This window comes from Arthrobacter sp. AIWTK1 (genome assembly GCF_056680535.1).
Map to the genome: position 1 here is coordinate 1,743,678 of NZ_CM155287.1, position 22,739 is coordinate 1,766,416.

The 22,739-nt window shown below is 65.2% G+C and carries 20 protein-coding genes; 19 read left to right on the top strand and 1 reads right to left on the bottom strand.

Features of this window, described 5'->3' with window-relative positions:
• Positions 1-27 precede the first annotated feature (27 nt).
• The 18 genes from AC1MDG_RS07995 to AC1MDG_RS08080 all read left to right on the top strand — a co-directional run bounded on the left by AC1MDG_RS07995 (position 28) and on the right by AC1MDG_RS08080 (position 21,451).
• The gene (locus AC1MDG_RS07995; RefSeq protein ID WP_479808471.1) at positions 28-1,680 is read left to right on the top strand and encodes a UDP-N-acetylmuramoyl-L-alanyl-D-glutamate--2,6-diaminopimelate ligase; all 1,653 of its coding nucleotides are present in this window, start codon (positions 28-30) and stop codon (positions 1,678-1,680) included.
• 6 nt (positions 1,681-1,686) lie between these two features.
• Positions 1,687-3,162: a UDP-N-acetylmuramoyl-tripeptide--D-alanyl-D-alanine ligase gene (locus AC1MDG_RS08000; protein WP_479808472.1), complete on the top strand. Its 1,476-nt coding sequence runs from the start codon at positions 1,687-1,689 to the stop codon at positions 3,160-3,162.
• Positions 3,159-4,268 carry a phospho-N-acetylmuramoyl-pentapeptide-transferase gene (mraY, locus tag AC1MDG_RS08005; protein ID WP_479808473.1) on the top strand — a complete coding sequence of 370 codons (1,110 nt, stop codon included), beginning with the start codon at positions 3,159-3,161 and terminating at the stop codon, positions 4,266-4,268. The genes AC1MDG_RS08000 and mraY overlap by 4 nt, the downstream gene beginning before the upstream one ends.
• Positions 4,250-5,851 carry a UDP-N-acetylmuramoyl-L-alanine--D-glutamate ligase gene (gene murD, locus AC1MDG_RS08010; RefSeq protein WP_479808474.1) on the top strand — a complete coding sequence of 534 codons (1,602 nt, stop codon included), beginning with the start codon at positions 4,250-4,252 and terminating at the stop codon, positions 5,849-5,851. The genes mraY and murD overlap by 19 nt, the downstream gene beginning before the upstream one ends.
• A gap of 2 nt (positions 5,852-5,853) precedes the next feature.
• Positions 5,854-7,236: a putative lipid II flippase FtsW gene (ftsW, locus tag AC1MDG_RS08015; RefSeq protein ID WP_479808475.1), complete on the top strand. Its 1,383-nt coding sequence runs from the start codon at positions 5,854-5,856 to the stop codon at positions 7,234-7,236.
• A gap of 6 nt (positions 7,237-7,242) precedes the next feature.
• Entirely contained in the window at positions 7,243-8,343 is a 1,101-nt protein-coding gene (gene murG, locus AC1MDG_RS08020) for an undecaprenyldiphospho-muramoylpentapeptide beta-N-acetylglucosaminyltransferase (RefSeq protein ID WP_479808476.1), read from the top strand.
• Positions 8,340-9,743, top strand: a complete 1,404-nt coding sequence (murC, locus tag AC1MDG_RS08025; protein ID WP_479808477.1) for a UDP-N-acetylmuramate--L-alanine ligase — start codon at positions 8,340-8,342, stop codon at positions 9,741-9,743. Before murG ends, murC begins: the two co-directional genes overlap by 4 nt.
• Positions 9,736-10,620 (top strand): cell division protein FtsQ/DivIB, encoded by an 885-nt coding sequence (locus tag AC1MDG_RS08030; RefSeq protein WP_479808478.1) that lies wholly within the window; start codon positions 9,736-9,738, stop codon positions 10,618-10,620. Before murC ends, AC1MDG_RS08030 begins: the two co-directional genes overlap by 8 nt.
• 274 nt (positions 10,621-10,894) lie before the next feature.
• On the top strand, positions 10,895-12,118 hold the full coding sequence (gene ftsZ / locus AC1MDG_RS08035; protein ID WP_043480462.1) for a cell division protein FtsZ: 1,224 nt from the start codon (positions 10,895-10,897) through the stop codon (positions 12,116-12,118).
• 45 nt (positions 12,119-12,163) lie between these two features.
• Positions 12,164-12,871: a purine nucleoside phosphorylase YfiH/LACC1 family protein gene (locus AC1MDG_RS08040; protein ID WP_479808479.1), complete on the top strand. Its 708-nt coding sequence runs from the start codon at positions 12,164-12,166 to the stop codon at positions 12,869-12,871.
• The gene (locus tag AC1MDG_RS08045; RefSeq protein WP_479808480.1) at positions 12,864-13,610 is read left to right on the top strand and encodes a YggS family pyridoxal phosphate-dependent enzyme; all 747 of its coding nucleotides are present in this window, start codon (positions 12,864-12,866) and stop codon (positions 13,608-13,610) included. Before AC1MDG_RS08040 ends, AC1MDG_RS08045 begins: the two co-directional genes overlap by 8 nt.
• Before the next feature lie 88 nt (positions 13,611-13,698).
• A complete protein-coding gene (locus tag AC1MDG_RS08050; protein WP_043480469.1) occupies positions 13,699-14,235 on the top strand; it encodes a cell division protein SepF in 537 nt (178 codons plus the stop codon).
• A gap of 117 nt (positions 14,236-14,352) precedes the next feature.
• Positions 14,353-14,640 (top strand): YggT family protein, encoded by a 288-nt coding sequence (locus tag AC1MDG_RS08055; RefSeq protein ID WP_043480470.1) that lies wholly within the window; start codon positions 14,353-14,355, stop codon positions 14,638-14,640.
• Between the two features lie 173 nt (positions 14,641-14,813).
• A complete protein-coding gene (locus tag AC1MDG_RS08060; RefSeq protein WP_043480474.1) occupies positions 14,814-15,512 on the top strand; it encodes a DivIVA domain-containing protein in 699 nt (232 codons plus the stop codon).
• Between the two features lie 133 nt (positions 15,513-15,645).
• Positions 15,646-16,212 carry a signal peptidase II gene (gene lspA / locus AC1MDG_RS08065; protein ID WP_043480477.1) on the top strand — a complete coding sequence of 189 codons (567 nt, stop codon included), beginning with the start codon at positions 15,646-15,648 and terminating at the stop codon, positions 16,210-16,212.
• Positions 16,205-17,131 (top strand): RluA family pseudouridine synthase, encoded by a 927-nt coding sequence (locus tag AC1MDG_RS08070; RefSeq protein ID WP_479808481.1) that lies wholly within the window; start codon positions 16,205-16,207, stop codon positions 17,129-17,131. The genes lspA and AC1MDG_RS08070 overlap by 8 nt, the downstream gene beginning before the upstream one ends.
• Before the next feature lie 36 nt (positions 17,132-17,167).
• A complete protein-coding gene (gene dnaE / locus AC1MDG_RS08075; protein WP_479808482.1) occupies positions 17,168-20,725 on the top strand; it encodes a DNA polymerase III subunit alpha in 3,558 nt (1,185 codons plus the stop codon).
• A 15-nt stretch (positions 20,726-20,740) separates the two neighbouring features.
• The gene (locus tag AC1MDG_RS08080) at positions 20,741-21,451 is read left to right on the top strand and encodes an SDR family NAD(P)-dependent oxidoreductase (protein ID WP_479808483.1); all 711 of its coding nucleotides are present in this window, start codon (positions 20,741-20,743) and stop codon (positions 21,449-21,451) included.
• Between the two features lie 4 nt (positions 21,452-21,455).
• Here AC1MDG_RS08080 and AC1MDG_RS08085 read toward each other — a convergent pair whose 3' ends face one another.
• The gene (locus AC1MDG_RS08085) at positions 21,456-21,914 is read right to left on the bottom strand and encodes a flavin reductase family protein (protein WP_479809052.1); all 459 of its coding nucleotides are present in this window, start codon (positions 21,912-21,914) and stop codon (positions 21,456-21,458) included.
• A 179-nt stretch (positions 21,915-22,093) separates the two neighbouring features.
• On the opposite strand from AC1MDG_RS08085, the gene AC1MDG_RS08090 reads away from it, so the two are divergent.
• Positions 22,094-22,666 carry a hypothetical protein gene (locus AC1MDG_RS08090; protein WP_479808484.1) on the top strand — a complete coding sequence of 191 codons (573 nt, stop codon included), beginning with the start codon at positions 22,094-22,096 and terminating at the stop codon, positions 22,664-22,666.
• Positions 22,667-22,739: the final 73 nt, after the last annotated feature.

Sequence of the window (22,739 nt, forward strand, 5' to 3'; positions counted from 1 at the left end):
GATCCACTAGCGCCAACGGAGATCCACTTGTCAGAGCACCATGCCCCAGGCAGTACCGACGCGACGAGCGGCACGGTTCCCGGTTCCGGGTTCCGGCCGACCGCCGTTGCCGCGGTGCCCCTCGGCACCATCGGCGAGTCTGTCGGCGTCGTCGTCCCGGGAGCGTCCAGTTCCATCCCCGTTACCGGGATTTCACTGAATTCCCGGACAGTCCAGCCGGGTGACCTTTATGTCGCCCTGCCCGGTGCCACGAGGCACGGAGCCGACTTCGTGTCGCAGGCCGTCACGGCAGGTGCCGTTGCGGTACTGACGGACGACGACGGCGCCAGGCTCCTGGCGTTGTCCGCTGACACTCCCGTGCCGGTCCTGGTGGTTGACGAGCCCCGCACCGCTGTGGGCGGGCTCGCAGCGCTGATCTACCAGAGCCGGCCCGAGGGCGGGACGGCGCCCTCGCTGTTCGGTGTCACCGGCACCAACGGCAAGACCACCACCACGTATTTCATCAATGCCCTCCTGCAGGCGCTGGGCCGCAGGACCGGCCTGATCGGTACCATCGAGATCCTCGCCGGCGGCGAGCCCATTCCCAGCCTGCTGACGACACCGGAGTCCACAGACATCCACGCCTTGCTGGCCCTGATGCGCGAACGCGGCCTGGACGCGGCCTCGATGGAGGTTTCCTCGCACGCAGTATCGTTCCACCGGGTGGACGGGGTGCAGTTCGACGTTGCCGGGTTCACCAACCTCACACAGGACCACCTGGACCTGCACGGAACCATGGACGAATATTTCCAGACCAAGGCCCGGCTCTTCACGCCGCCGCACGCCAAATCAGCAGTGGTCACCGTGGACGACGACTGGGGCCGCCGCCTCGCTGCCGGTGCCGGAATCCCGGTCACCACCCTGGCAACCGCCCAGGGGTTCGACCCCGCCGCCTCAGCGGCCGACTGGGCCGTCATGGACCCTGCCGCCCGGGGGCTCGGCACCCAGTTCCGGCTGCGGCACCGTGACGGCACGGAGCTCCGTGTGCACACGGGCCTGCCGGGCAGCTTCAACGTTTCCAACGCCGCCCTCGCGACCGTCATGGTCCTGGCCAGCGGGGTTGACCCGGCAGCGGTGCAGTCTGCCCTCGATTCGGCCGATCCGTTCACCGTTGCCGTCCCCGGCCGCATGCAGCTGGTCTCCACAGCGCCGGCCGCCGTCGTCGACTTTGCCCACAACCCGGATGCCCTGCAGCGTGCGCTCGAGGCTGTGCGCTCCACCGAACCCGGCTCAAGGGTGATCGTGGTCTTCGGGGCCACGGGGCAGCGGGACCAGGGCAAGCGCCCGGCCATGGGGGCCATCGCCGCAAGGCTTGCGGACGTGGTGATCATCAGCGATGACGATCCCCATGACGAGGACGCTGCGGCTATCCGCGCGGACGTCCTGGCAGGGGCACGTGAGGCCAAGGAATCCGGGGGCCTCGGCTGCACGATTCTGGAATCCTACCCGCGCGACGCGGCGATCCGGCAGGCTGTCGACATCGCACAGCCCCGGGACACTATCCTCGTGGCCGGACGAGGCCACGAGGTCTGGCAGGAAGTCCAAGGCGTCAACCTGGCGCTCGACGACAGGGTGGAGCTCCGTGAGGCCTTGACAGCCCGCGGATTCACCGTTCTGGATGACGACCGGATAGAGTCCTAGACCGAGATGATTGCATTTACTGCGGCGGAAATTGCCGAAATTACAGCCGGCCGCCTTGCCGCCGATCCAACCCTTACGCCTTCGGCAGTAGTCACCGATTCCCGGGAAGCAACGGAGGGTTCCCTCTATGTAGCCAAGCCCGGTGAGGCCGCTGACGGCCACGACTTCATCGGCGCAGCCTTCGAACGCGGCGCCGTCCTCGCGCTGGTGGAACGGAACGTTGCCGACGACGCCGGCAGTCCGTATCCCTCCATCGTGGTGCAGGATGCGGTCCTTGCCATGGGAGCACTGGCCGCCGAAGCCGTGCGCCGGATCCGTGCCCGCCGCGAGGCGGAGGGTTCGGGATTCACCGTCATCGGCATTACAGGTTCCGCCGGGAAGACCACCACCAAGGACCTCCTCGCCGGAATCCTCTCCGCCGAAGGCACCACCGTGTCCCCCCAAGGCTCCTACAACGGCGAGGTGGGCGTTCCGCTCACCGTCTTCCGGGCCGGGTTCGACACCCGCTACCTGGTGATCGAGATGGGCGCCACCGGGATTGGCCACATCCGCTATCTCGCGGACATGGTCAAGCCCTCGATCGGAGTGGTCCTGGGTATCGGAACAGCCCATGCCGGTGAATTCGGCGGCGTGGACAACATCGCCGTAGCCAAGGGCGAACTGCTTGAAGCCCTTCCGGACAGCGGAACCGCTGTGATCAACCTGGATGACGGCCGTGTAGCCGCGATGAGGAGCAGGACCACCGCGAACGTCCTGGGCTTCTCAGCGCAGTCGGCCGACGACGTCCCGGGTGCCGACTTGCGTGCCGTCAACGTCGAGACCAACCCGGCCGGAAATCCCGAGTTCGAACTCTTCTTTCCCGGCGAAGCCGCCGGGAACCAGGTACGCAGCCGCCTCATCGGCGCCCACCACGTCACCAACCTCCTGGCGGCGGCCGGAGCGGCCTACGCTGCCGGCGTCACGGGCGAGCGGATTGCCGCCTCCCTTAGCGCGCAGACCGCCGCCAGCCGGTGGCGGATGGAACGCACCGAGCGGCCCGACGGCGTGACCATCATCAATGATGCTTACAACGCCAACCCCGAATCCATGCGTGCAGCCCTGCGGACGCTGGCAGACCTCGGCCGCGGACGCCGCACCTGGGCCGTTCTGGGCGCCATGCTGGAACTGGGCGACGAGTCCATTCGAGAGCACATGGCAGTGGGCACGCAGGTGGTGCGACTCAACATTTCCCGTCTGGTCGTGGTTGGCCGCGAGGCACGTTCGCTCTATGTCTCCGCCGTCAACGAAGGCTCCTGGGGTGACGAATGCGTCTTCACCGAGTCAGCTGACGAGGCCTACGATCTGCTCCAACGCGAACTCGAACCAGGCGATCTTGTCCTCTTTAAATCCTCCAACAGCGTGGGTCTGAGGCATCTGGGCGATCGGATAGCATTACCCCCACAAGCCCGAGCAACCGCCAATGAAGGGAGCGAGTCGCTGTGATTGCACTGCTCATCGGCGCTGGCCTGGCCCTGCTGTTTGCATTGGTGGGAACCCCGCTGTTCATCCGTCTGCTTGTACGGAAGAGCTACGGCCAGTTCATCCGCGACGACGGTCCCACCTCGCACCACACAAAACGCGGCACCCCGACCATGGGCGGCACTGTCGTGGTCTTCGCAGTCCTGCTGAGCTACGCGCTGACGCACCTCATCATGTGGATGATGAATCCCAGGTCACCCGGGCCGTCGGCCTCCGCGCTGCTGCTCCTGTTCCTGATGGTGGGGATGGGCCTGGTGGGATTCCTGGACGACTTCATCAAGATATCCAAGCAGCGCAGCCTTGGACTGAACGCCAAAGCCAAGCTGGTACTGCAGGGCGCCGTCGGCATCATCTTCGCCATCCTGGCCTTGAACTTTCCCAATGCCGACGGCGTCACGCCAGCATCCACCCAGATCTCCCTGGTGCGGGACATTCCGTGGCTGAACCTCGCTTTCGGCGGAACTGTCCTGGGCGCCATTCTCTTCGTACTGTGGTCCAACCTGATCGTGACGGCAGCCACCAATGGCGTTAACCTCACGGACGGCCTGGACGGGCTCGCGGCCGGGGCATCCGTGATGGTGTTCGGTGCCTACACACTGATGGGCATCTGGCAGAGCAACCAGGCGTGCGGCTCACCGCGCCAGACCGGCGGCGGCTGCTACTCCGTCCGCGACCCGCTGGACCTGGCGCTGCTCGCCGCGATCCTGAGCGCGGCCCTGGTCGGCTTCCTGTGGTGGAACACCTCCCCGGCGAAGATCTTCATGGGCGACACCGGCTCGCTGGCCATCGGCGGAGCCGTCGCAGGCTTCGCCATCCTGTCCCGGACCGAACTGCTGCTCGCCTTCATCGGCGGCCTCTTCGTCCTGATCACCCTCTCAGTGATCATCCAGGTGGGCTACTTCAAGGTCACCAAGGGCAAGCGCTTCTTCAAAATGGCACCGCTCCAGCACCACTTTGAACTCAAAGGCTGGGCGGAAGTCACCGTGGTGGTCCGGTTCTGGATCCTCGGCGGCCTCTTCGTCGCCGCGGGTCTGGGTATCTTCTACGCAGAATGGGTGGTCCTGCTGTGAGCAGCCCTATACCTTCGCCGCTGGCGACGTCCCCCCGGCTCGAGAACCTGGTCACCTGGGACTCGGATTGGGCAGGCCTCAGGGTGGTCGTGACGGGAATCGGCGTGTCCGGCTTCGCCGCCGCAGACACCCTGATCGAGCTCGGTGCCCGGGTTGTAGTGGTGGATGCCGCCACCAGCGCAAAGGCCCGTGCCCAGGCGGACACCCTGAAAATCGTGGGTGCCGTGGACGTCCTCCTCGGCGAGGACGCCGTGCACTCCATGCCGAAGATCGACGGCCAGAAGCCGGATTTGATTGTGACTTCGCCCGGGTGGCGCCCGGATCAGGCCCTGCTCGCATTGGCTGCACGGACGCACGTCCCGGTCTGGGGCGATGTTGAGCTTGCCTGGCGGGTGCGCGAGCGGGCGGGCCGAAAGACCGCGGACTGGCTGACCATCACCGGAACGAACGGGAAGACCACCACGGTGGGCCTCACCGAGTCCATGCTGCAGGCCGCCGGGCTCAAAGCCATTGCCGTCGGCAACGTCGGAACACCCATCCTTGACGCCCTCCGGGATCCGGTGGAGTACGACGTCCTTGCCGTGGAGCTGTCAAGCTTCCAGTTGCACTGGAGCCACTCCGTCTCGCCGGTCGCAAGTGTCTGCCTCAACGTCGCCGAGGACCACGTGGACTGGCATGGATCCTACGCTTCGTACCTGGCCGACAAAGCGAAGGTCTATGAGCAGACGCAAAAGGCCTGCATTTACAACGCCGAGCAGATCGAAACCGAACGCATGGTGGAGAATGCGGACGTGGTGGAAGGGTGCCGCGCCGTAGGCTTCACCACTGTGACGCCGGCCATCAGCATGCTTGGTGTGGTGGAGGGCCTCCTGGTTGACCGTGCCTTCATCCCCGAACGCAAGGACAGCGCGGCCGAGCTTGCGGCCATGGCGGACCTCGGTCCGGTGGCCCCGCGCCACATGGTGGCCAATGCACTGGCAGCCGCAGCACTGGTCCGGGCGTACGGCGTGGAACCGAAGGCGGTGCGCCAAGGACTGAAGAGCTACATCCCGGGAGAACACCGCATCCAGCTTGTTGCCCGCCACAATGATGTGCTGTGGATCAACGACTCAAAAGCCACAAACCCGCACGCCGCGGCAGCCTCGCTGTCCGCGTTCAGCAACGTCATCTGGATTGCCGGCGGGCTCTCCAAAGGCGTGAGCTACGACGAACTGGTGCAGGAACAGGCGCCGCGACTGAAAGCCGTAGTCCTGATCGGAGCGGATACGACCGCGCTCTCGGATGCCCTCAAGCGACACGCGCCCGATGTCCCCGTGATCGGGCGAACGAAAGGCGAAACTGAAGACGTGCAGTCTGCCGAAACGGGCGATGCCGGCACGGTGCCCTCGCCGATCTACGGGGAAACTGTGATGGCCCAGGCCGTTGCCGCAGCGGCACAGCTGGCTTCTCCGGGAGACACTGTGCTCATGGCCCCGGCGGCTGCTTCCATGGATCAGTTCTCTTCCTACGCTCACCGTGGCGACGCCTTCATTGAAGCTGTCCGCGGGCTCGTGGAAGGGCAGGCTCAGACCGGCGAGGAGTAACAATGGTCAGCACGCCCACCCGTGCCCCGGCTGCCAGGCAGCGGGGCGCAACCCCGCTCCCGCCCACCCCGCGGACGGGAAAAGCGGCAGGTTCCTCGCGGACGTCGCCAACGGCCCAGGCACGGGGGAGCGCAGGGAAAGGCCATGTACCGCCGCTGGCCAGGCTCCGCGGCTGGTACCGGAGCTTCTGGGCGAAGCTGGAAGGAACCGGCAAGTCACGCAACGGTTCCACGTACTACCTGATCCTGGGTTCCACCCTCGCGCTCACGGCCATCGGCATCATGATGGTGCTTTCAGCATCCAGCGTCGAAGCCATTGCCGCGGGAGAGTCGCCGTACACGGCAGCACTCAAACAGGGCATGTTCGCCGCAATCGGCGTCTTCCTGATGTTCGTGCTGTCGCGTGTCAATGTTGTGTGGCTCAAGCGCCTGGCCTGGCCGGGGATCGCAGGGGCCTATGTGCTCCTGGTCCTCGTGCTGCTGATCGGTACCAGCACCAACGGCAACCAGAACTGGATTGAATTCGGCGGCATCACTTTCCAGCCCTCAGAAGCGGCCAAGCTCGCCCTGGCACTATGGATGGCCACCGTGCTGGCGGTCAAAGCCAAACTGCTCCACCGCTGGCAGCACGTTGTGGTTCCCGTCCTTCCTGCCGCCGCCGGAATCATCGGGCTGGTCCTGGCCGGGAACGACCTCGGCACAGGCATGATCATCATGATGATCATGGCCGCCGCACTCTTCTTCGCCGGGGTCCCGCTCTACATGTTCGGTATTGCGGCCATGGTAGCCGTGGCCGGCGCCGGGTTCATGGCTGTGACGAGCTCCAACCGGATGTGCCGCATCACCTCATGGTGGACCGGAAACTCCTGCGGCGAAGGCATTGACGCCAACTACCAGTCAACCAACGGCTTGTACGGCCTCGCCTCCGGTGGTTGGCTGGGGGTCGGACTGGGCCAAAGCCGGCAGAAGTACAGCTGGATCCCGGAAGCCCACAACGACTTCATCTTCGCGATCATCGGCGAGGAACTCGGCCTGGTGGGCACCGTCGTCGTGCTCGTCCTCTTTGCCATCCTGGGTGCGGCGATCTACCGCGTGGTGGTGGCGCAGGAGGACCTGTTCCACCGTGTCCTTGCAGGGACCATCATGGTGTGGCTGCTGGGCCAGGCCACCGTCAACATGTCCGTGGTCACCGGACTCGTGCCGGTCATCGGGGTGCCGCTGCCGTTCATTTCCTATGGCGGTTCGGCCCTGCTGATGTCGCTGTGCGCCGTCGGCGTAGTGTTGTCGTTGGCCCGGGAACAGATGACGCCAAGCGCTCAGCCCAAGCGTCTGCTCAAGTTCCGCATCAAGGGCGGGCGCCCCCACCCCACACGAAAGCGTAAATAGCACTTAATGAATGCCGAGTCTTTGTCAGTAGTCCTTGCCGGCGGCGGAACGGCCGGGCACATCAGTCCGCTGCTGGCCATCGCGGCCGCGTTGCGGGACGTGCGTCCGGACGTTCGCCTCCTGGCTGTGGGCACGCCCAGCGGAATGGAAACCAGGCTGGTCCCTGCGGCCGGACTCGAGCTGGCCACCATCAGCCGCGTGCCGTTTCCCCGGCGGCCGTCCCTCGACCTGCTGAGACTGCCGGGACGGCTTGCCGGTGCGGTACAGCAGGCCGGGAAAATCCTCGACGACGCTCAGGCGGACGTGCTGGTCGGGGTCGGCGGCTACGTCTGCACCCCGCTGTACCTTGCCGCCCGGCGCCGGAAAATCCCCATCGTCATCCACGAAGCCAACACCCGGGCTGGTCTGGCCAACAGAGTAGGTGCCCGGTTCAGCAGCCATGTCGGCGTCGCGTTCGCGGACACGAAGCTGCGGGGGGCCCGCCACGTCGGCATGCCTATGCGCAAGGAGGTGTCCGGGCTGGATCGTTCCGCCTCCCGTCAGGCGGCACGTGAGCTGCTGGGGCTGGACCTGCATATGCCCACGCTTATCGTCACCGGCGGCTCATCCGGCGCGCAGAGCATCAACCGGACGATTGCGGCCTCGGTCGAGGCACTTGCCAAGGCCGGCATCCAGACCCTCCACATCACCGGGAAGGGCAAAACGGTCCTCGACGGCGGCGGCAGGCCGCTCGCTGCAGACGGCTACCGCCAGGTGGAGTATGTCGACGGGATGGAGAACGTTTACGCGGCCGCCGACCTGCTGTTGGGACGTGCAGGAGCAGCCACGGTCTGCGAAACCGCTGCCGTGGGCGTTCCGGCCGTGTTTGTTCCGCTGCCGATCGGCAACGGTGAACAGGCCCTCAATGCCGCCGGCCCGGTGGCGGCCGGCGGGGCGCTGGTTGTTGACGACGAATCGTTCACGCCGGAGTGGGTCAGCCGTGAAATCATCCCCCTGCTCACAGATCCCGAACGGCTGGCGAAAATGGCAGTAAGCTCCGAATCCCTCGGTATCCGAAACGCAGATCGCCGCATGGCCGATCTGGTCCTGGAAGCGGTAAGCAAATGACCACGTCCACAGCAGGCACGGCCGCGCGGAGCCTGGAATCCCTGGGCCGCGTGCACTTCATCGGCATTGGCGGAGTCGGCATGTCCGCGGTGGCACGCATCATGGTGGCCCGCGGCGTCCCGGTGACGGGCTCCGATGCCAAGGACCTTCCGGTCATGGCGGACCTCGCGGCTGCCGGGGCGGGAATCCACGTGGGTTATTCCGCAGGCAACCTGGGCGCGGCCCAGACTGTGGTGGCCGGCTCCGCCATCCGTGCGGACAATCCGGAACTCCAGGCCGCGCGTGCCGCCGGGCTGCCCGTGCTGCACCGCTCGGAGGCGCTGGCGGCAGCCATGGCGGGCGACAGGGTGGTCACGGTGGCCGGAACCCACGGGAAGTCAACCACAACGTCCATGGTCACAGTGCTGCTGCAAGGTGCCGGCCTGGACCCCACCTTTGCGATCGGTGCCAACGTCCCGGCCCTGGGGGTCAACGCTGCCAGCGGCACGTCGGACATCTTTGTTGCCGAGGCCGACGAATCCGACGGATCGTTCCTCAACTACCGTCCGCACATTGCGGTTGTCACCAACGTGGAACCCGACCACCTTGACTACTACGGCACCGCCGAAGCCGTCTACGAGTCGTTTGACCGCTTCACTGAACTGCTCCCGGCCGACGGCGTTCTGGTGGCCTGCGCCGATGATCCCGGTGCCCGTGCCCTGGCGGAGCGGACCAAGGCCCGGGGCACCACCAGGGTGGTCACCTACGGCACCGCTGAAGATGCGCAGCTGCGGCTGTACGACGGCGGCCCGGGCGACGTGTGGGTATCCACCGGCACGGCACGGTTTGCGCTGGAACTCCAGGTTCCCGGACGCCACAACGCGCTCAACGCTGCAGCCGCATTTGCCGTGGCACTGGAACTAGGCGTCGCGCCCGGAGCGGCGGCCGGCGCCCTGGCCCATTTCACCGGAGCGTCACGACGCTTTGAGTTCAAGGGAGAAGGCCGCGGCGTGCGGGTGTACGACGACTATGCCCACCACCCCACGGAAGTCCGGGCGGCGCTGGCTGCGGCACGTTCCGTGGCACGCGACCACAAGGTGCACGTTCTTTTCCAGCCGCACCTGTTTTCCCGGACCCGGGAGTTCGCGGCAGAGTTTGCCGAGGCACTCAATACGGCTGACACCGCCCTGGTGCTGGACATCTATCCCGCCCGGGAGGATCCGATTCCCGGGGTCAGCAGCCAGCTGATCGGTGATCGCCTCGCCGGTGGCGGCCGGTTGGTGGCGGCGGACGACGCCGTCCGGGCCGTTGTGGCCAACGCGGCTGCGGGGGACATTGTGCTCACCGCCGGTGCGGGCGACGTGACGGCCTACGGCCCCCTGATTGTGGAGGCACTGCGGGCGGAGGCGCCGGGTGGCTAGCACGCGCCGGCCAACCTACAAGACCGGCGCGCCGGCCTCGCAGGGGAAGGGCGAGCCGGGGAAGGCCCAGCCGGGGAACGGCAGCGGGGACGTTATATCCGCCTCGAAGGCCGCGCCCGCGGCCGATGGCGCATCCCGTCCCGCAGCCGCTACCGACAACGTGCTGTCCTTCCCGGAACCCAAGGGCAAGCGGATCCGGCGCAACATCATCCTGGCCGCGGGTACCGTAGCGGCACTCGTGGCCGGCCTGCTGGCGGCAGCCGTCTACTCGCCGGTGTTCGCAGTTCAGACCGTGTCGGTGGACGGCACCAAGATGCTGACGCCCGAGCAGGTCAAGGCCGCACTCGAGCCATTGCGCGGCAGGCCGCTGCCGCAGGTGAATGACGACGAGGTGAAACAGCTGCTGCAGCCGCTGGTCCAGGTCAGGGACTTGACGACGGAAGCGCGTCCGCCGTCGGTGCTGGTAGTGCACATCCATGAACGCACGCCCGTCGCCCTGGTCAAGCAGGGGGAAGTCTTCCAACTAGTCGACGTCGACGGGGTGCAGCTTGGGACCACCCAGGATCCCGGCAGCATCCAGCTGCCGGTGATCGACGGCGGGGCGGGAGTGATCGGCAAGGATCTCTTCAAAGCCATCACCGGAGTGCTGGCCGCGCTGCCTGCCGACGTCCTCGCCAGGCTCTCCGACGCCTCGGCGAAGTCCGTTGACGCCGTCGAACTCAAACTCGTGGACGGACAGACAATTGTCTGGGGCAACGCGGGGGAGAGGGAACTCAAAGCCAAGGTGCTGGCGGCCCTGCTCAAGGCGCCCGCCGACCCCCGGAACCCCGTCCAGGTCTACGATGTCAGCGTGCCGCGGCATCCCGTGACACGATAGTGGACGACGTCCCGGGGCAAGCGCCGGGACAGGCATTCAACCCCGCTGTGGAACCAGTGGACCGGCGGCCGTGGCGTCAGGAGATTTCCGCTCTATTTAGCGGGTATTCCCACGACACGCGGAGCAGGTCATTGAATGTCTCAGGCATAGGAAATAGCGTCACAACATGAGTTACTTGACATAACTATAACCCTCAAGTCGAAGGTTAAGGTTAGAAGATTCAAGTAAGACTCCATCAGTTTTCGCAATAGGACACGAACAAGGGACACGTAACGTGGCAGCTCCGCAGAATTACTTGGCCGTCATCAAGGTCGTCGGCATCGGCGGCGGTGGCGTGAACGCAGTCAACCGCATGATCGAAGTCGGTCTCCGCGGTGTCGAATTCATCGCAATTAACACCGATGCCCAGGCTCTGCTCATGAGCGACGCCGACGTCAAACTTGATGTGGGCCGCGAGCTGACGCGTGGACTTGGCGCCGGCGCAAACCCGGAGGTCGGCAAGCAGGCGGCCGAGGACCACGCCGACGAGATCGAAGAGGTCATCCGGGGCGCAGACATGGTCTTCGTCACCGCTGGCGAAGGCGGCGGCACCGGCACTGGCGGCGCCCCCGTGGTTGCCCGCATCGCACGTTCGCTCGGCGCCCTCACCATCGGTGTTGTCACCCGCCCGTTCACCTTTGAGGGCCGGCGTCGCGCAGGGTCCGCCGAGGCGGGCATTGACGCCCTCCGCGACGAAGTGGACACCCTGATCGTGATCCCCAATGACCGGCTGCTGTCCATCAGTGACCGCAATGTCTCCGTCCTGGACGCCTTCCGCTCCGCCGACCAGGTCCTGCTGTCCGGTGTCCAGGGCATCACCGACCTGATCACCACCCCGGGCCTGATCAACCTTGACTTCGCGGACGTCAAGTCCGTGATGCAGGGTGCCGGCTCCGCCCTCATGGGCATCGGCTCGGCCCGTGGAGAGGACCGCGCCGTCAAGGCTGCGGAACTGGCCATCGCATCCCCCCTCCTGGAAGCATCCATCGACGGCGCCCACGGCGTCCTGCTGTCCATCCAGGGCGGCTCGGACCTGGGGCTCTTCGAGATCAACGAGGCCGCCCGCCTGGTCCAGGAAGTTGCCCACCCGGAGGCCAACATCATCTTCGGTGCCGTCATCGACGACGCCCTGGGCGACGAGGCCCGTGTGACGGTCATCGCAGCAGGCTTCGACGACGTCAAAGCCACCTCGCCGTCGATGGACCAGTCGCAGCCGCAGGCCGCCCCCCAGCGTCCGGCTGCGCCCACCTCGGCTCCTGCCGCGGCGCAGGCGCCGGCACAGCACGTCCAGCCGGTCCACGCCGGCATCGGCGCTTCGGGCCTGAGCAACTGGGGCCAGCAGCGTCCCTCGGCGGTCCCCGCCGACTCGGGCTTCGACGTCGACCTTCCCTCGGTTGTGGAGCCGGACCTGTCCGGCAGCCGCTCGGACGACCTGGATGTCCCCGACTTCCTGAAGTAGGCCTTGCGGGACGTTTTGTCAGCTAGTCAGTAAGCGGTGTTTTGATTGTTTTGGTGGCGAACCGAAGTCCGGCCCGGCGTCTGGGTTGCATTTACAGACGCCAGGGCCGGCAACCTCGCCCTCCATGTGGGAGACGACCCCGCCGACGTCCATCGCCGGCGCGAATCCCTTGAGGCTGAAGTGGGGCTGCCGGCAGGCGCCTTCCAGTACATGAACCAGGTTCACGGCAATGCCGTGGCCTATATCGGCGATGCGACGGACAGCCCGGAACCCGGCGGCCCCACTGCCGACGGGATGGTGTCCTCAGGGCGGCCGCTCGCCGTGATGGTGGCGGACTGCGTCCCGGTGGTCCTCGCCGGAACGGCAGCAGGAGGAAATCCGATCCTGGCTGTTGCCCACGCAGGACGCCCGGGAGTCGCCAGCGGCGTCATCCCCGAAACCCTGGCGCGCATGCGCGCCGAGGGGGCTGATGACATCCGGGCCTGGATCGGTCCTTCGATCTGCGGATCCTGCTACGAAGTGCCGGAAAGCATGCGGGCGGAGGTTGCGGAAGCCGTACCTGCGACCTGGTCAACAACGTCCTGGGGCACCCCCGGCCTGGACCTTCCTGCCGGAGCGCGCAGCCAGCTTGAGGCACATGGCGTCACCGTGGAGTATTCCGGACCCTGCACCCTTGAAAATGAAGAGTTGTTCTCCTACCGCGGCGACCCGGCCACGGGCCGGTTCGCCGGGTTGGTGTGGATCAGTGAGTGAGACCCTTGACGTGACGGCCCCGGACGACCCCCGCCTGATCGACATCAAGGAGCGCCTTGCCGCGGTCCGGCGCAGGATCGCGGCCGCCACGGAAGCCGCAGGCCGCCCGGACAACCCGCCGGAGCTCATAGTGGTCACCAAGTTCCACCCCGCCGACGACGTGCGCAGGCTGGCAGCGCTGGGTGTAACGGATGTGGGGGAGAACCGGGACCAGGAGGCGTCGGAGAAGGCCGCCAGGCTCAGCGATCTGGGACTCCGGTGGCACTTCGTCGGTCAGCTGCAGAGCAACAAGGCCAAGTCCGTCGTCCGGTATGCCCACGCCATACACTCCGTGGACCGGCCGCAACTGGCAGCAGCGTTGGCCAAGTCCATTGCCGCGGAGCAGGAGCGGACCGGCAGGGCCCCTCTCGAGTGCTTTATCCAAGTGAGCCTGGACGAGGACGCCGGGAGCCACCGGGGCGGAGCAAGCAGGCTCGAGGTTCCCGTGCTGGCGGACCAGTTGGCGGGATCACCCGGGCTTGTACTTGCCGGCGTCATGGCTGTGGCTCCCCTCGGTTCGGATCCTGACGCGGCCTTCGCCAAACTGGCGGAGATATCAGCGCAGCTGGTCAAGGACCACCCTTCGGCGTCGGGGATTTCGGCCGGCATGAGCCAGGATCTTGAATCCGCCATCAGGGCGGGTGCGACACACCTGCGAATAGGGTCGGATATATTGGGTTCGCGTCCTGCGTTGGGGTAGCGTCAAAGCATTGGAAGAGAATGGCGGGGATTCCAATGCTGTCAAGTCAACTCAGCGGCCCGCTTACGGACACGATTAGGAGTCGACCATGGCTGGCGCTCTGCGCAAGACAATGATCTATCTTGGGCTCGCCGATGGCGATGAACACTACGAGTCTGAGCACCACACACCGCAAAAGGACGAGGACGATTCAATGGAGCATGACCGCGAGGAACGCCGGGCACCGGCGCCCGTTCGCGAGGTCGCCCGTGAAACGCCGACTCCACACGCCGCCGAAGAGGAATATCGCGCACCTGTGACACCTATCAAGCGCGCGGCTTCGAGCCGCGAAGAGACCACCGGACTCCGCCAGATCACCACGATCCACCCGCGGTCCTACAACGACGCCAAACTGATCGGTGAAAGCTTCCGTGATGGCATCCCCGTCATTATGAACGTCACGGACATGGGCGAAGCCGACGCCAAGCGCCTGGTCGATTTTTCGGCCGGGCTGGTGTTTGGTCTCCGCGGCAGCATCGAACGGGTTACCAACAAGGTGTTCCTTCTCTCGCCGTCGTACGTGGAGGTCATCGGCGATGACAAGAAGGTCAGCGAGACACAGGCCAGCTTCTTCAACCAGAGCTAGCAGCGGACCAGTAAGGATGCCAGGCAGGCGACCTGTCTGGCATCTGTGCTGAAATAGACAAGAACGGCAACAGGACACTGCGGTATCCGGAATGAACATGGAGATATGAGTTAACTCATGGGAATTGTTTTCGGACTTGTCTATATCGCTTTACTATTCGTATTTGTGGCTTTGATCATCCGTTTGGTCTACGACTGGGTGCAGATGTTTGCGCGCGAGTGGAGGCCGAGGGGCGCCGCGCTGGTGGCGGCCCACACTGTCTACTCCGTCACAGATCCGCCCCTCAAGGTGCTGAGGCGCCTTATTCCACCCCTCCGATTGGGCGGGATTTCGCTGGATCTCGGGTTTTTGCTGTTGTTCATCGCTATCAGCGTGGCTATGGCAATCGTGAAGAATCTCGCGTAATTTTCATTACAGCTTGCGGCGCACTGACAGGCGGGAAACCGCCATCCACGGCATCGCGTAGAAACTCCGGTTTGACACCTCAGTGTTGAATTAGAGGAACCAGACCATATTTAGGTACCGTAGTTTTGACGGCCGGAAGGCCTACTGACTAACTAGACCAACGAGGTGACCAGATGGCTTTGACGCCAGAAGACGTTGTCAACAAGCGCTTTCAGCCGACCAAGTTCCGCGAAGGCTACGACCAGGACGAAGTTGACGACTTCCTGGACGAAATCGTCGTCGAACTGCGCCGCCTGAACCAAGAGAACGACGAGCTTCGCAAGAAGCTTGCCGAGAGCGGCTCAGGCACGCCCGCCAGCTCCGCAGCAGCGGCGCCGGTGGTGGAAAAGGTCCCCGCCCCGGTCAAGGCTGAGAAGGACGAGTCCCGTGCCAAGGCTGAAGCCGAGGCCAAGGCCGCTGAAGCCAAGAAGAAGGCTCCCGAGCCGGCAACGGCACTTGCTCCGGTTCCCGCCCCTGCTGCTCCTGTTGCGGCCAACGCCACGGCGGAGTCTGCCGCCGGCCTCCTCGCCATGGCACAGCAGATGCACGACAAGCACGTCGCCGACGGCCAGCAGCAGAAGGACAAGATCATCGCCGAGGCGCAGATCGAAGCCAGCAGCCTGGTCAACGACGCGCAGGAGAAGTCCCGCAAGATCCTGGGTGCCCTGGAGCAGCAGCGGTCCGTCCTGGAACGCAAGGTGGAGCAGCTGCGCGGCTTCGAGCGCGACTACCGTTCACGCCTGAAGGCCTACATCGAAGGCCAGCTCCGCGACCTGGACGCCCGCGGTTCCGTGGCTGCCCCCGAGGTTGGCGACGGCAGCCCCGCCGTTTAGCAAGTATTCTGAAAGCCGGTGGCTGAGGACTCCTCGGCCACCGGCTTTTGCCATTAACCGCCAACGGTGCGGTCCATGGCGGGCAGCAGCAACTTCCTACCAGTCCCGGGACTGGCTCCTGAATGAAAGCTTTATGACTGACGAAACAGCACCTGCCGCAGCGCAGCCAGCAACGACCCAGGCCCGGCCGCGAAAGTCGGTCCTGCTGTCGCTCTTCGCCGGCTTCGCTGTCTTCGCCTACGTCTTCGACCAGCTGACCAAGCTGTGGGTCACAAGCACCATGGTGGAGGGGGAGCGTATTCCGGTGCTGCCCCCGTTGCTGCACTGGTATTACATCCGCAACTCCGGAGCCGCCTTTTCCATTGGCGAGAACGTGACCTGGGTCTTCACCATCATCATGGCCGGCGTTTCGATTGCCATTCTGTTGCAGCTGCGCAAACTCGGCTCGGCGTGGTGGGCCCTGGCCCTCGGCCTGCTCCTCGGCGGCGCCCTGGGGAACCTCACGGACAGGCTGTTCCGTGAACCGTCGTTCGCCATGGGCCACGTGGTGGATTTTATCCAGCTGCCCAATTTCGCGATTTTCAACATTGCCGATTCCGCCGTGGTGTCCGCCGTCGTGATCATCTGCCTGCTGACGCTCCGGGGCATCTCCCTCGACGGTTCACGGCTCCAGAAGACCGCGGAGGGCAAGGATGCCTGAGAAACTGACCGTTCCCGAAGAACTCGCCGGCACCCGCGTCGACGCGGGCCTCGCCAGGCTCATGGGAATCTCCCGCTCCCAGGCGGCCACCCTGATCGCCGAAGGCAATGTCAGCTCCGGTGGAAAGGCAGTGGGCAAGTCCCTGAAGCTGGCCTCCGGCGCCGTGCTGGAGGTCGTTGTTCCCGAACGGCGGGACCCGTTGGAAGTCGTGGAGGAAGTTGTGGAAGGCCTGAAAGTACTGCTGGACGACGAAGACTTCGTGGTTATCGACAAGCCGGTGGGCGTGGCCGCGCACCCGTCCCCGGGCTGGGTGGGACCCACCGTCGTGGGGGGACTCGCGGGGTTGGGTTACCGGATTTCGACGTCGGGTGCCCCCGAACGGGCGGGCATCGTGCACCGCCTCGACGTGGGTACGTCCGGGGTCATGGTGGTGGCCAAGTCGGAACGCGCCTACACGGCGCTCAAGCGCGCCTTCAAGGAGCGCACGGTGGACAAGGTGTACCACGCAGTGGTCCAGGGGCTGCCGGATCCCCTCGTGGGCACGATCGACGCGCCCATTGGCCGCCATCCGGGCCATGACTGGCGCTTCGCTGTCATCGAAGACGGCCGCGAATCCGTGACCCACTACGAGGTCCTCGAGGCCTTCGGTAAGGCATCCCTGGTTGAAGTGCACCTCGAAACAGGCCGCACCCACCAGATCCGTGTCCACTTTTCCGCCCTGCGCCACCCCTGCGCGGGCGACCTGACCTACGGGGCGGATCCGCGGCTCGCGGCGACGCTCGGCCTGACCCGGCAGTGGCTCCACGCCCGGCAGCTCGGCTTCGACAGCCCCCGCACCGGGGAACGCGTGACGGTCACCAGCGAGTACCCGCAGGATCTCGCGTACGCACTCGAAGTTCTGGCTTCCGGGGACGCCTGAGCCGGAACTGTCGCTGCCCGGCACTAGAATGGTCCGGTGACTTCCAGCAATGACTCGTTCGTCCACCTGCACACCCATACCGAATACTCCATGCTGGATGGGGCTGCCCGCCTGGGGGAGTTGTTCGACGAAACCGAACGCCTGGGGATGCCTGCCCTCGCCACGACGGACCACGGCTATCTTTTTGGTGCGTTCGATTTCTGGCGCAAGGCGACTGACAAGGGCATCAAACCGATCATCGGCGTCGAAGCCTATGTGACTCCCGGGACCGCCCGCGGCGACAAGAGCCGTGTCCGCTGGGGCGAGGAAAGCCAGCGCAAGGACGACGTCTCCGGCGGTGGCTCCTACACCCACATGACCCTGCTGAGCTACAACAACGTGGGCATGCGGAATCTGTTCCGGGCCTCGTCCATCGCGTCGTTGGACTCGGTCTTCGGCAAATGGCCCCGGCTGGACCGTGAGCTGCTGAACACCTACTCGGAGGGGCTCATCGCCACCACCGGCTGCCCGTCAGGCGAGGTCCAGACCCGGCTGAGGCTCGGCCAGTACCGCGAGGCCCTGGAGGCTGCTGCGGAGTTCCGCGACATCTTTGGTGCGGAGAACTACTTCTGCGAGCTGATGGACCACGGCCTGGACATTGAGCGGCGCGTCACGGGCGACCTTCTGCGTCTGGCCAAGGACCTGAACCTGCCGCTGGTGGCCACTAACGACCTGCACTACACGCACGAGCACGACGCGAAGGCGCATGAGGCCCTGCTGGCCATCCAGTCAGGTTCCACCCTCCTGGAACCGACCTACGACAACGGCGGCTCGCGTTTCGCCTTCTCAGGCAGCGGCTATTACCTGAAGTCACCGCAGGAAATGCGTGAACTTTTCCGCGACCACCCTGAGGCGTGCGACAACACGCTCCTGATCGCCGAGCGCTGCGAAGTGTCATTCAATACCGGCGCCAACTACATGCCCCGGTTCCCTTGCCCGGAAGGGGAGGATGAAACCTCCTGGCTGGTCAAGGAAGTCGACAAGGGACTCCACTACCGCTACCCCCAGGGCATCCCGGACAAGGTGCGCAAGCAGGCCGACTACGAGCTGGAAGTCATCACCTCCATGGGCTTCCCGGGCTACTTCCTGGTGGTTGCCGACTTCATCAACTGGGCCAAGAACAACGGGATCCGGGTGGGTCCCGGACGTGGCTCGGGTGCAGGCTCCATGGTGGCGTACGCGATGCGCATCACCGACCTTGATCCGCTGCACCACGGCCTGATCTTCGAGCGCTTCCTCAACCCGGACCGCGTTTCCATGCCTGACTTCGACGTCGACTTCGATGACCGGCGCCGCTCCGAAGTCATCGACTACGTCACGCGCAAGTACGGTGACGAGCGCGTCGCCATGATCGTCACCTACGGCACCATCAAGACCAAGCAGGCGCTGAAGGACTCCTCGCGTGTGCTGGGCTACCCGTTCAGCATGGGCGAGACGCTGACCAAGGCGCTGCCGCCGGCCGTGATGGCCAAAGACATCCCGCTGGCCGACATCCAGAACAAGGAAGCCAAGCGCTACGGCGAGGCCGGCGACTTCCGCCAGCTGATCAGCACCGACCCCGAAGCTGCCAAGGTTTTCGAAACAGCACTGGGCATCGAAGGCTTGAAGCGGCAGTGGGGCGTGCACGCCGCCGGTGTCATCATGTCTTCGGACCCGATCATCGACGTGATCCCGATCATGCGCCGCTTCCAGGACGGCCAGGTCATCACCCAGTTCGACTATCCGACGTCCGAAGGCCTTGGCCTGATCAAGATGGACTTCCTGGGCCTCCGAAACCTGACGATCATTTCGGATGCCCTGGAAAACATCAAAATGAACCGCGGCATCGAACTCGACCTCGAAACCCTGGCCCTCGACGACACCGCGTCCTACGAGCTGCTGGCCAGGGGCGACACCCTCGGCGTGTTCCAGCTTGACGGCGGCCCCATGCGCTCCCTCCTCAAGCTGATGAAGCCTGACAACTTCGAAGATATCTCCGCGGTGCTGGCGCTCTACCGCCCGGGTCCCATGGGCGCCAACGCGCACACCGACTACGCGCTGCGTAAGAACAAGATCCAGGAAGTCATTCCGATCCACCCGGAGCTTGAGGAACCGCTCTCCGAAATCCTCGGCGGCACCTACGGGCTGATCGTGTACCAGGAGCAGGTGATGGCCGTGGCGCAGAAGCTCGCCGGCTACTCCCTCGGCCAGGCGGACATCCTGCGCCGCGCCATGGGCAAGAAGAAGAAATCAGAGCTCGACAAGCAGTTCGCCGGCTTCTCCCAGGGCATGCAGGACAACGGTTACTCCATGGAAGCCGTGAAAACACTCTGGGACATCCTGCTCCCGTTCTCCGACTACGCCTTCAACAAGGCGCACTCGGCCGCCTATGGTGTGATTTCCTACTGGACCGCGTACCTGAAGGCGCACTATGCGCCGGAGTACATGGCCGCACTGCTGACCTCGGTTGGCGATGACAAGGACAAATCGGCGATCTACCTCAACGAATGCCGGCGCATGGGCATCACGGTGCTGCCGCCCGACGTCAACGAGTCAGCCCTCAACTTCACCCCTGTGGGCAACGACATCCGCTTCGGCATGGGCGCCATCCGCAACGTCGGCGTGAATGCCGTCGAAGCCATGGTGGCGGCGCGTGAAAAGGAAGGCGCCTACACGTCCTTCAAGGACTACCTGATGAAGGTGCCCGCGGTGGTCTGCAACAAGCGCACCATCGAATCCCTGATCAAGGCCGGTGCGTTCGACTCCCTGAACCACCACCGCCGGGCACTGGCCATGATCCACGAAGAGGCCATTGACTCCGTCATCACCCTCAAGCGCAACGAGGCGATCGGGCAGTTCGACCTCTTCGCCGGTTTCGACGAAGCCGAATCCGAGGCGTCGCTGAGCATCGAAATCCCCGACCTGCCGGAGTGGGAGAAGAAGGACAAGCTCTCCTTCGAACGCGACATGCTGGGGCTCTATGTCTCGGACCATCCGCTGCAGGGCCTCGAGGGATTGCTGAGCCAGCACGCGGACCAGTCCATCACCTCGATCATCGCGGAGGACGGCCCGCACGACGGTGCCATCATCACCATTGCGGGCATGATCACCTCGCTGAGCAGGAGGATCGCGAAGGCCAGCGGCAACGCCTATGCCCGAGCGGAAATCGAGGACCTGGGCGGTTCCATGGAGGTCATGTTCTTCGGCCAGGTCTACGGTCCCATTGCGTCCGTTCTCGCCGAAGACCTGATCGTGGTGGTCAAGGGAAGGCTGCAACGGCGCGACGACGGCGCCGTCACCCTGAACTGCATGGAGCTGTCCGTCCCGGACCTCAGCGAGGGCCTGAACGGGCCGTTGGTGATCACCATGCAGACTCACAAAGCCACCGAGGCCGTGGTGACGGAGCTGGGAGACGTGCTCAGGACGCACCGGGGCAACTCCGAAGTCAGGCTGCACCTGCAGGGGGACACCAGGGTGGAAGTGATGGCGCTTCCGGTCCATCTGAGGGTCAACCCGAGTCCGTCCCTCTTTGGCGACCTGAAAGTGCTCCTCGGACCGACCTGCCTGGACAGCTAGTTGCCGGAACCTTCCGTGAAGCCGGCACCGGGCACGGCGGTGATTTCCGGTGCCGGGCGCGGGTTCGGCGCCGCACTGGCGGCCGTCCTGGCAGCTGAACAATGGACGGTCTACGGCATCGTCCGGCCGGGATCCGCGGCGACTACCGGGCCCTGCGCCGGCGTGCGGTTCCTGGAATGGGACATTGCGCATTCGTGCCCGGAAGACGTGGCCGAGGTGCTTGCAGGAGCCAGCATCGACGTCGTGGTGAACAATGCGGCGGTGGGCAGCAGCCACAAGGCGCTCGGCTCAGTTGACGCCGCTTCCCTCTGCCGGCTTCTGGACAACAACGTCGCAGGCGCCGTGCGGGTGACCCAGGCATCCCTCGCCGGGCTGCTCCGGCCGGGTCAAAGCGGCCGCAGGCCCCTCGTGGTCAACGTGTCATCCAGGCTGGGTTCGGCAGCACTGCAGGCGAAGGGCGCATTCGCCGGCTTCGGGACGAGCTATGGCTACCGCCTGAGCAAGGCGGCGCTCAACATGCTGACGCTGAGCCTGCATGAGGAATTTGGCGCGGAAATGGACGCATGGTCCGTCCACCCGGGGGCGCTGAAGACCGGAATGGGATGCGCAGGAGCGTCGAAGGAGCCCGCAGCGGCGGCCAAGGAGCTCCTGCGCGAGTTCAACGACCACCGCGGCACCGGTCCGCGGTTCTTCGAGCTGGGCTCGTCCGTGTCCCTGCCCTGGTAGCTCCCTAGATTTCGTAGTCGAGGGGAACAGGCTGGCCGTAGGCGCCCGAATGGTAGAGCAGCGGCGAGCCGTCCTGGCCCACCTGTCCTTCCACGACCTCCACAACGACAACCGCGTTGTTCTCAAAGGAGAGGCGCATCTGTATCTTGCCGATCAGCCAGCCCGCCACGTCCTTGAGGATGGGCACGTCGTGGGGTCCGAGTTCCCAGTGGTCGCCTTCAAAGCGGTTCTTGGTCCGCGCGAAGCGGTCGGCGAGTTCCTGGTTGTCCAAGCCAAGCATGTGGACACCGATGTGCGTGGTGTTGGCTATGGCGGGCCAGGAGCTGGAGCTGCGGGCCATGTTGAAGGTAAAGCGCGGCGGCTGGGCCGACAGGGACGCCACGGAGGTGGCCGTGAATCCGTACGGGGTGCCGTTGTAGTTCACCGTGATAATCGCCACACCGGCCGCATGCCGTCGGAACATCTCCCTGAACGTGCCTTCGAAGGCTGCCTCGTCTGAGGTCACTGTGATCTAACTCCCTGCTGAAATAATCCTGGGTGGGTCTTGCTAGCCAGCGTATGGGGCGCCCGGTGCTGTGCGTGACTTGGTTACCTGCCGCGTCACTTGTTTAACGGCCGTGAACGTTTGTTAATGTTTGTTTCATGACACAGCCATCAGGCACCGGCCCGGTTCCGCAGAATCCGAAGCATTCCGGGGATCACGGCAACCCGCCCGCCTATGGTGAACTTTACCGTGGTGACGGGCCTTCATGGCGTCTGCCGGCCCTCATAGCCGCTGCCGGGATCCCGGTAGGACTTCTGTGGTGGCTGCTGGCGCCCGGCGGCCTGAACCTTTTGTCCGGCGATCCCTCCCTGGCCACCGGCACGAATGCCGAAGGCTGGCTTCCCAGGGACCTCGTGCTGGCCGGCCTGTTCCTGTTGGCGGGTTGCGTGACCGGGGTCCTCCTTAACGGAAAACGAACCGGGGTCCCCGCGCCCGCTGCGGTGCTCTTCGCCGTAGCCGGCGGGGCACTCGGCGGACTCATCGCATGGCAGACGGGGGTCCTGGCGGGGCAATGGTGGGGCCCGGACGAAGACACTGCCCGGAACGCCAGTATCGCGTTCTCGCTCCGCGCCTTCGCTGTGTTGGCCATCTGGCCGGCGGCGGTGGCGATTGCGGTTTTCGTGGCAAACCTGTTCAGCCTCCTGGGCAAACCGCCGGCGCAGGACACCTAGGCCTGCAGCCCGGCGAATTAGCCCTTCCGGGGCAAAAGCCACCAGGGAACGAAGCTTCCGCCCAAGGCACGTA